This is a genomic window from Nitratidesulfovibrio oxamicus, from assembly GCF_015731765.1.
In the GTDB taxonomy this organism is placed as follows: Bacteria; Desulfobacterota; Desulfovibrionia; order Desulfovibrionales; family Desulfovibrionaceae; genus Cupidesulfovibrio; species Cupidesulfovibrio oxamicus.
Genome location: NZ_VRYY01000016.1, coordinates 1 through 9,446 on the forward strand (window position 1 = coordinate 1; position 9,446 = coordinate 9,446).

Here is a 9,446-nt window from a genome sequence, read left to right on the forward strand (position 1 = left end):
GCCCGCCACGGCGGCATGCCCGCGCCTAGGCCGGACTACGCCCCGCCCGACCTGCCCCGCCTGCCCGTGCACGACGCCAACGTCTGGCACGCCCTGTCGCAACTGCCTTGGATCTGGCCTACCTGCGACTGCCCCTTTCACCGCACCGTGGCCGCGCGCATGGCCCCCTACGGCCTGCGCCCGCGCACTGCGGCGGTTGCCATCGACGAGCCCATCGTCAAGCAACTGGTGGGCACCGGCAAGGGCGTGGCCGTGCTGCGCGCCGACGAAACCGCCCAGATGGTGCGCGACCACGGGGTGTACGTGTGGCCGGAGCCGTTGTCCGTGCCGCTGTGCATCGCCCACCGCACCGATCGCAGCGACGACCCGGCCCTGCGGGCGCTGGTGGAGGCTGCCCGCGCCGTGTGGAAATAGACGCGCCGCCGGACGCGGGGTGACCTGTCTCCCCCTCTTTTCCCCGCGCCGTCGCTGGTCTCCCCGTCGCCCCTGTTCTCCCCGCCCCCATGATCCGCCCCGGCTCAACCCGGTCCAGCCCGGCTCAACCCGGCTCAACCCGGCTCAACCCGGTCCCGCCCGCCAAGGCATGACGCCCCGCGCGGCCCTTCCCCCGCGCCGCCCAGGCACCATGTTCCGCCTGCCTCCACAACCACGATCATTCCGTAGCGCCACCGTCTCTTACAGCGCCGCGCGCTTTTCGCCCTCCGCAACGCCGAACGCGGCCCCCGCCAAGGCGGAGACCGCGTTCATTCCGTGCGACAACTGCCGCGCGCGATACAACGATACCGGGGCACGCCCCCAAGGGCACATCGTGCACCCCGTCATGCCCCCCTCATCACCAAGGGCGCGCCGTGCCCGCGCCCCGTCATGCCCTGCATCCGCTACACGTTGATGCTGACCCCGGCGGCGCCGCCGGACGACCCGGAATCGCTGCTGGAAGATTGGAGCTTGCTCTTCTGTTCCAGCAGTTCCGTCAGCTGGCCCTGAAGCATGGATATTTCAGACATCTTCAAGGCTGCCTGCTGCTGCTTCTGCTCGTCGTCCAGATTGGCGTCCTGCTGGATTTCCTCCATCTCCTGCTGCTTTTGCTTGATCTGTTCGCGCAGGTTCTGGATTTGCTCATTCAGCGATGCCAACTTGTCACTGGTATCCGATTCTTCGGCGGCGGCAGTACCGCCCGCGCCGCTGCTGGCCATCCCCGCCGCCTTCTGCCGCCCTTCGTCAGAAATGGTCACGGTGTCGCCGCCGCTTTCCGCGCCCTCTGTGGATGCGGTGCGCAACGTTCCCGTGCGTTCCGTGCCCGCCTGCACCTGCAAGGTGCTGTAGGCGGTGCCGACCAGGGTTCCGTCCAGTGCTTCGACCATGGGACCTCCTTTCGCGCGAGTGCGCGACCTTCAGTCAATCTATCGACAGCTTGCCTGAAGAGTTTACAGCATCCGCTCACATTTCCTTGTGCGGCACTGCCATTGCCAAAGATTGCATGACAGGCCCGCCGGGGAGGGCGAGCGGCGAAGGGGCAAACGACAGGAGGAGGAAGGACGGCAGGGAGCACGGCGCGGAAGAGCTACGCGGCGGGACCGTGCGGAGCGGCGGCAAGGGAGGGACGCGGCCACGTCACGAACACGCCACCCCGCATTCACGGCAAGGGTGCAGCGCATCGCGGCTGGGTGGGACGACAGGAAGGCTGGTGGGCAGGCTGGTGGGCAGAACGGCAAATGCGGCGGCACCCGGCGCACCCGGCACCGGATTGGCAACCAGTGCGCAACGGGCATGCGCCGGGCAGGCTGTCGTCCGGAATATCCCGAAATACCCTGTTATTCCGTGCGGCACGCACCGGTAAGCGCCCGGTGCACGTTGACCACGAAGTCCTGCACGTTGGTCAGGATGGAGCGCGAGGTCAGCGAGCCACGGTCGGCCAGCTTGCCCGCCGCAAATTCCGAAATGTCCGCGATGAAGAAATGCACCGGGCGCAGGCTGCCGCCCGGCCCGGCCTGATACGAGGGGGTCATGTTGCCGGTGGCGATGGTGTGCAGCGCGGTGGCCAGCGCCACCACGGTGGTGGCGCGGCGCACGTGGGCGCGCATGGCGTCCTGTGCGGCGTACACATCGGCAATGACTTCCGGCAGGGGGCCGTCGTCGCGGATGGACCCGGCCAGCACGTAGGGCACAGAGCGCGTTTCCAGCGCGTGCATCACCCCGTCACGCACGCGGCCCGACTGCACGGCGGCGCGGATGGACCCGCAGCCCCGGATGGTGTTGATGGCGTCCAGGTGGTGGTAGTGCCCGCGCGGGGCTTGGCGCTTGTCGTACAGGCCCTGCCCCAGCGCGGTGCCGTACAGGGCGGCCTCCAGGTCGTGCGTGGCAAGGGCGTTGCCCGCCAGCAGGGCATGCACGTAGCCCGCGTCGATCAGCCCGGCAAAGGCGCGGCGGGCGTCGGCATCGAACACCACGGCAGGCCCGGCCACCCACACGATGTGGCCGTTATCCCTGTCGTGGCGCAGCACTTGGTACAGGGTGTCGTAGTCGAGCGAAAAGGACGTTTCGCGGCTGACGCCGGTACGGAAGGCGAACTTGTCGGCAGGGGCGGCGGGGGAAGGCTGGGCGGATGATGCGGATGGGGCGGTGACAGTGCCCGATGTACCGGGTGCGCCGGGTACGCCAGACGCGGCGGCACCGCCAGCAAGATGCCCGGAGGAAGCCGTGGAAGAGCTTTCCGTCTGTTGACTGTCAGCTTGGGAAGCTGACAGTTGTATATCGGCAGCCACGGGGGCTGGTTCGTTGGCCGGAGTCCACCCGGCCAGAAAGTCCGGTAACCGGTCCAGCGGTCCGGCATGCACGTAGATGCCGTCCTCGCCGTTTTCACCCCGGCCCACCGCCACCAGATCGCCCTTTTTCAGCCGCCGGAACTCCACCACCTCCAGCGTGCCGTCCGGGTTCTTGCGGATGACGCAATCCATGCGCGACTCCGCAAGCAGCACCCAGCGCCCCGGCTCTACCTGCACGAACTCCGGATAGATGGACGTGGCGTGGTAGTTGTCGGGGGCTACGCCGTCGGCGGGGACCGGAAGATACACACCGCGTATTCTCGTCATGCGTTGAACCCCATGGGTCTCTGGCAACCTGCCGATCAGGCTACCTACACATACAACTCCCCGCCCACACAATCATTGATCACCAACAACGGAAAATCCTTCACGGTCAGCTCACGTATGGCTTCCGGGCCAAGGTCGTCGTAGGCGATGACGGTGGCGGCGGTGATGCACTGCGAAAGCAGCGCGCCCGCGCCGCCTGTGGCCCCCAGGTAGACCCCGGTATGTTCTTTCAGGGCGTCGCGCACTTCTGTGTTGCGGCGCCCTTTGCCGATGGTGGCCTTCAGTCCCAGCGCGTGCAGGCGCGGGGCGTAGCTGTCCATGCGGTAGCTGGTGGTGGGGCCGGCGGAGCCGATGGGCCGTCCGGGCGGGGCCGGGCTGGGGCCAACGTAGTAGATCACCGCGCCGCGCAGGTCGAAGGGCAGGTCTTCGCCCCGGTCCAGCGATTCGGCAAGGCGGCGGTGGGCCGCATCGCGCGCGGTGTAGATGGTGCCGGACAGAAAGACCACGTCGCCGCTGCGCAGTTGCGCCACGGCCTCGTCGGTCAGGGGGGTGGTAAGGTGGTGGGTAGCCATATCTGATTCCTTGTATTCCCGTACATGTCCCGAGGCGGGACCGCAATGGGGCTATTGAGGCTGGCGGAGGCTGCACAAGCGCAACCCGTGCTGGCAACGGGGGCCGGGCATCCGCATCCTGCTCGAAACCCGCACCGGGCCGGTTTGCAACCCGTTCAGTACAACAACAACGAGGCCGCAACCGGCTCAAATCAGGCCCGCAACGGTTGCGCAGCTTGCCGACCACTTGCCGGAAAGCGTCCGCCGGATTGCGGCTCGCCTGCCGGGTTATTCTGTTCGGCTCGCCTGCCCGGCTGTTCTGTCCGGCTGTTCCGTCCAGCGCACTGCCCGGCGCACTGTCCGGCCCGCAGCCCTCGCTACAGTTCTATCTCGCCGTGCCGGGCCGAATGGCACTGCACGTTCACGGCCAGCGGCAGGCTGGCCAGATGACACGGGGCAAAGGCCATCTTCACGCCAAGGCAGGTGGTCTTGCCGCCAAGGCCCATGGGACCGATGCCCAGTTCGTTGATGGCGGCCAGCAGTTCCGCTTCCTTGGCGGCCATGTCCGAGTCTGGGTGGATGTCCGTCAGCGGGCGCAGCAGCGCCTTTTTTGCCAGGATGGGCGCATAGTCGAAGGTGCCGCCCACGCCCACGCCGATGATGGTGGGCGGGCAGGGATTCGGCCCCGCCTCGCGCACGCGCTGCACCACAAAGTCCTTGATGCCCTGCCACCCCTGCGCGGGGGCCAGCATGGTCACGCGCGACATGTTCTCGCTGCCGCCGCCCTTGGCCATGAAGGCGATGCGCAGCCGGTCGCCGGGCACAAGGTCCATGTGGATGACCGCCGGGGTGTTGTCCCCGGTGTTCTTGCGGGTCAGGGGGTCGCAGGCGGACTTGCGCAGGTAGCCTTCGGCATAGCCGATGCGCACGCCCTCGGTGATGGCCTCGCGCAGGGTCATGCCGTCCACGCGACAGTCCTCGCCAAGCTCCACGAAAAAGACGGCCAGCCCCGTGTCCTGACACAGCGGCAGGCCGGTGGTGGCCGCAAGGTCGGCGTTTTCCAGCAGTTGCCGAAACACTTCCTTGGCAACGTCGCTTTCTTCCTCTGCCTGCGCCTTGCAGAAGGCCCACCGCACATCCTTGGGCAGGTAGCGGTTGCACTCCACGCACAGCCGCGCCACTTCCTCCACAACTCGTGTCGCCGGTATGCGGCGCATGTCTGGCTCCTTTGTCCGGTATGAACGGGGGAGAACCGGGGGGTGGCCCCGCTCCTCCATGATTTCGATTCGGTTGCGGACGCAGCGTCCTTGCGGCCCGATCTGCTGCCGCCGCGCCACCCTAGCAAGCCTTGAGTGCCCACCGCAACACGGCAGGCAACGCCGGATGCCCGCGCATGGTACGGGCCGAAGCAACCGCAACGCAACACCGCAACCGCACAACAACGCAAGGCGCCAGTTGCCAGTCACGTCGCGCAAAGAATGACCGGGCCGCCCCGCGTGCGGAACGGCCCGGCGATACGGATACGTCAGCGCCTTGTCTGCTACCCCCCGAAGGGCAGCAGCTTTTTCAGCACGGTCAGCCCCATCTTGCGCCGCAGGTACCCCAACTGGTTCTGCAACGGCAGATGCTTGGGACAGACATCCTCGCAGGCCAGAAGGCCCATGCAGCCGAAGATGCCCTCGTCCGAACCGATGATCTCGTAGAAATCCGCGTCGGTGCGCTGGTCGCGCGGGTCGGCGGCAAAGCGGGCCACGCGGATGAACCCCGCCGGGGCCAGGAAGTCGGGCCGCAGGTTGGCGGTGCCGCAGGCGGCCACGCAGCAGCCGCATTCAATGCACCGATCCAGTTCGTAGATGGCGTTGGCCACCTCGTTTTCCATGCGCGCTTCCTGCGCGGCGGGATCGAATTCCGCACGGGTATGAATCCACGATTCGGTGCGCTGGTACATGGCGCGGAACCACGTGCCCGTATCCACCGCCAAGTCGCCCACCAGCCTGAACACCGGCAGGGGCAACAGGGTGATGGTGTCGGGCAGGTCGCGCGTCTTGGTGTGGCAGGCCAAGCCGGGCCGCCCGTTGATGACCATGGCGCACGAGCCGCACACCCCGGCGCGGCAGCAGAAGTCGAACTTCAGCGAGGGGTCCTGTTCCTCGCGCAGGCGGTGCAGGGCGATGAACAGCGTCATGCTGTCCGTTTCGTCCAGCCTGTAGGTGTCCATGTGCGGCACGGACGCCGGGTCCTGCGGATTGTGGCGGAAGATGTTGAAGGTCAGCGAGCGTTGCATGTGCGTGGTCCCCCTCAGGAAGCTGCCGGAATGATCTTGCCGCCGCCATACCCCCGGTCGCCGGGGGGCAGTTCGACGTAACTGGTAGCCGGTTCGTAGTCGAGGTGCGGCAAATCCGCCCCCGGACGCCACGAGGCCAGCGTGCGGTTCAGCCAGTCGCGGTCGTTGCGTTCCGGAAAGTCCTCGCGGGTATGCGAGCCGCGGCTTTCGGTGCGCATCAGCGCGCCATGGCACACGCACAGCGCCAGCCGCACCATGCCCGGCATGCGGATGGCCAGCGCCAGTTCCGCGTTGGCCCCCACCCCGTCGGAGGCAAGGCCGATGTGTTGCGCCCGCTCGTGCACCTCTTGCAGGGCCTGCACGCCCCACGTCAGGTCGGTGCCGTTGCGGAACACGTAGGCCGCCCGTTCCAGGATGTCGTACATGGCCTCGCGCACGGCGTAGACGCTTTCCTTGCCGTCGGCCCCGGACACGATGCGTCTGATGCGCGCATCATCCCGCGCCGCCGCCTCGCGCACGTGCGCCGTGGAAAAGGCGGTGTCGTACCCCTGCAGGAATTCCGCGATGTTGCGACCCACGATGCCGCCCGCCACCACGGTTTCCGCCAGCGAGTTGCCGCCCAGCCGGTTGAAGCCGTGCAGGTCCCAGCAGGCGGATTCGCCCGCGCTGAACAGGCCCTTCAGGCCATAGGCCGCGCCGGTCTTGTCGGTGCGCACGCCGCCCATGGAGTAGTGCTGGGTGGGCCGCACGGGGATGAGTTGGTGCAGCGGATCGATGCCCAGGAAGTTCTGGCAGATCTCGTCCACCTCGCGCAGTTTCGTGCGGATGTGCTGCTCGCCAAGGTGCCGGATGTCCAGCCACAGATGCTCGCCGTAGGGGCTTTGCACGCCCTTGCCGGTGCGCATGTGCTCGATCATGCGGCGCGAAACCACGTCGCGCGAGGCCAGTTCCGCCTTGTCCGGCTCGTAGTCGGGCATGAAGCGGTATTCGTCGCGGTCCAGCAGGGTGCCGCCGTCGCCCCGGCAGCCTTCGGTAACCAGAATGTCGGTGGGCACGGTGCCCGTGGGGTGGAACTGCACGGCCTCCATGTTGCCGAGTTTCGCCACGCCGGTATCCAGCGCCAGCGACAGGCCGGTGCCCTCGCAGATGATGGCGTTGGTGGAGGCGCGGTAGATGCGCCCGTACCCGCCGGATGCCACCAGTGTGGCCCGCGCGAGGTAGGCGCGCAGTTCGCCCGTGCGCAGGCAGCGCACGATGGCCCCGTGGCAGGTTTCACCGTCGTGGATCAGGGAAACGGCCTCGGACCTGTCATGCACGGTCACGCCAAGCTGCGCGGCGCGGTTGTCCATGGTGTACAGCACCGCGTGGCCTGCCCCGTCCGATGCGTAGCAGGTGCGCCACTTGGCCGTGCCGCCGAAGGCGCGCGAGTGGATGAGGCCGTGGTTTTCGGCCTTTTCGGTGGCGTCGAAGGGCTTGCCGCCCTTCCAGTAGGTGTGCATGCCCGCGACGACGCGGTTCCACGGCACCCCCCAGTGGGCCAGGCGGCGCATTTCGATGGGGGCCGCCTCCACGAACATGCGGGCCACTTCCTGGTCCGCGCCCCAGTCGGAACCTTTCACGGTGTCCAGGAAGTGCACGTCGGGGCTGTCGCCGTCGCCCATGATGGCGTTGCCAAGGGCCGCCTGCATGCCGCCCTGCGCGGCCACGGAATGCGAGCGCCGCGCGGGCACCAGCGAAAGACAGACCACGGAAAAGCCCGCGCCCGCCACTTCGATGGCGCAGCGCTCTCCCGCAAGGCCCGCGCCGATGGTCAGAAGATCGGTGTGGATGATCTGCATTGGCGTGGGTCTCCTATTCCAGCGGCAGCAGCCGGAAGCGCAGCAGGGTGAGCAGCGACAGGCACAGGAACCCGCCCAGCAGGTACAGGCCCTTGCGGGTGATGTCCGCACGGTTTTCGCGGGTGATCAGGCCCCACTTCGCTCCGGCACGCCACGCCCCGATGACCAGATGCAGCGCCAGCGCGGGCAGCACCAGCAGAAACACCCAGAACCAGCCGCCATGCTGCACGCGCACGGCGCTTTTCAGCGCCTGCACCGGCAGGTCGGTAAGGCCCGTCCAGATGTGGATGGTGATGAATACCGCAAGGATGAACGCGGTACCCACCTGCGCGACCCAGGCCCAGGTTTCCGGGTGGTGCAGCAGGCGCGCGTGACGCCAGGCCGTGGCGGCCTGCGCGGCCTTGAAGGGAATCTTGCGGGCGGCCACCGTGGCGTGAACGCAGAACACGATGGCGATGAGCACGCCGCCCACGGTTTCCAGGTGCAGCGCGTCCATGACGGCGGAAAGCCCGTTCAGGGCGCCCGCGCCGAACAGCACGCTGGAAAGAAAGATCATGTGCATGCAGGCGAACAGCGCCAGCGCCGCCCCCGTGGCCATCTGCACCCAGTCGAGCCAGCCGTCGGCACGGGAGCGTGGCCGGGCCGGGGCGATGCAGTCCGTTTCCATTGAGCCTCCTTGCGAACCTGAGACGGTCGGAGCCGGGCAATACCAGGCTGCGCGGGGCAGGGCTTGGCAGCGCCGGGCAGGACCGGACATGGGGATGACGGCGGCGGGGCAGGGAAACGGATGACGATGCCGGACGCGCGGTACAGGCGGACAAGCGGCGAAGCGCGCGCGACCGGGTTGGACAGCATCCACTGCAATTCGGCGGATTGACTGCCCAACCACCCAATTTCCATACCTTTTCCTGTGCGCTGGACTATGGCCGACGCGCCCGTGCATGTCAAATCATGCGGGGGGCATGGGGGGGAAAGCCCGCTTGCCGCAGGGGCGACCGTGGCTGCGAGACGGCAACGATGCCGCATGCCGCAGCAGGCCGGGGTGAAGGCGTACAGGAACCCGCAACTCTGCCCAAGCGACGGAAAAACCGTCATCGACCACGGCCCGGAAATCGCGGGCACTTGCAATTCGCGGCGGCTGCGGATAGGGGGGAAATTTCCCGACACCAGCGGGCCGCAACAGCAGGACATGGCCGGGCGTTGTGACATGACCCAACGCAACGGCATGAGCAGACCGCCACGGCCTGCCCCGGCCCGCCGGGCGTGTCTCCGGTCCGCATCCGTCGGAAATATCGTTTTGAGGGGGGCCTCAATGCGCGAAATACGTGAAGAACTCATCCGGCTGGCCCGTGAATCGGGCTTGCCCGTGCCGGTGGACGCCTCGGTGACCGAGGTGGTGCAACTGCTGGGCAGCGATGCGCACCTGTCGCCCGACCTGTGCGAAGCGCTGAACCACATCCTCGCCGGGCTCGGCGGGGTTGCCGTTCCCGCCGCCTGCAAATAGCGCACGCAAACAAGGGGCATGCCCGTCGCCATCATGGCGGGCATGCCCCCTGATTTTCCGCACGCTCCATTCCTTCCCCCCCAATGTGCAAAGGGGGAGGGGCGCATTCCGGCGCGCCATGCGCCGTACCGCTGCGGGCAGCGCGCCTGCCGTGCCGCCCTGTGCATGCGCGGGCCGCGT

At 67.7% G+C, this 9,446-nt stretch carries 9 protein-coding genes; 2 read left to right on the forward strand and 7 right to left on the reverse strand.

Features of this window, described 5'->3' with window-relative positions:
• Nucleotides 1–414: LysR substrate-binding domain-containing protein (locus FVW20_RS00820; RefSeq protein ID WP_231038751.1), on the forward strand; the 414-nt coding region annotated here is incomplete at its 5' end.
• Nucleotides 415–878: 464 nt separating this feature from the next.
• On the opposite strand, the gene FVW20_RS00825 is transcribed toward FVW20_RS00820, so the two are convergent.
• The 7 genes from FVW20_RS00825 to FVW20_RS00855 form a co-directional block, all read right to left on the reverse strand.
• Nucleotides 879–1,361, reverse strand: a complete 483-nt coding sequence (locus FVW20_RS00825; RefSeq protein ID WP_196607884.1) for a hypothetical protein — start codon at nt 1,359–1,361, stop codon at nt 879–881.
• 450 nt (nt 1,362–1,811) lie between these two features.
• On the reverse strand, nt 1,812–3,089 hold the full coding sequence (locus FVW20_RS00830) for an ornithine cyclodeaminase family domain (protein WP_196607885.1): 1,278 nt from the start codon (nt 3,087–3,089) through the stop codon (nt 1,812–1,814).
• A 44-nt stretch (nt 3,090–3,133) separates the two neighbouring features.
• A complete protein-coding gene (locus FVW20_RS00835; protein WP_190245638.1) occupies nt 3,134–3,661 on the reverse strand; it encodes a Fe-S-containing hydro-lyase in 528 nt (175 codons plus the stop codon).
• A 356-nt stretch (nt 3,662–4,017) separates the two neighbouring features.
• Entirely contained in the window at nt 4,018–4,857 is an 840-nt protein-coding gene (locus FVW20_RS00840; RefSeq protein ID WP_196607886.1) for a fumarate hydratase, read from the reverse strand.
• Between the two features lie 323 nt (nt 4,858–5,180).
• Entirely contained in the window at nt 5,181–5,924 is a 744-nt protein-coding gene (locus tag FVW20_RS00845) for a fumarate reductase iron-sulfur subunit (RefSeq protein WP_196607887.1), read from the reverse strand.
• Between the two features lie 14 nt (nt 5,925–5,938).
• A complete protein-coding gene (locus FVW20_RS00850; RefSeq protein ID WP_196607888.1) occupies nt 5,939–7,762 on the reverse strand; it encodes a fumarate reductase flavoprotein subunit in 1,824 nt (607 codons plus the stop codon).
• Between the two features lie 13 nt (nt 7,763–7,775).
• Complete coding sequence (locus FVW20_RS00855) at nt 7,776–8,429, reverse strand: succinate dehydrogenase/fumarate reductase transmembrane subunit (protein ID WP_196607889.1); 654 nt, start codon at nt 8,427–8,429, stop codon at nt 7,776–7,778.
• A gap of 645 nt (nt 8,430–9,074) precedes the next feature.
• On the opposite strand from FVW20_RS00855, the gene FVW20_RS00860 reads away from it, so the two are divergent.
• Nucleotides 9,075–9,266, forward strand: a complete 192-nt coding sequence (locus tag FVW20_RS00860; protein WP_015946089.1) for a hypothetical protein — start codon at nt 9,075–9,077, stop codon at nt 9,264–9,266.
• Nucleotides 9,267–9,446 lie beyond the last annotated feature (180 nt).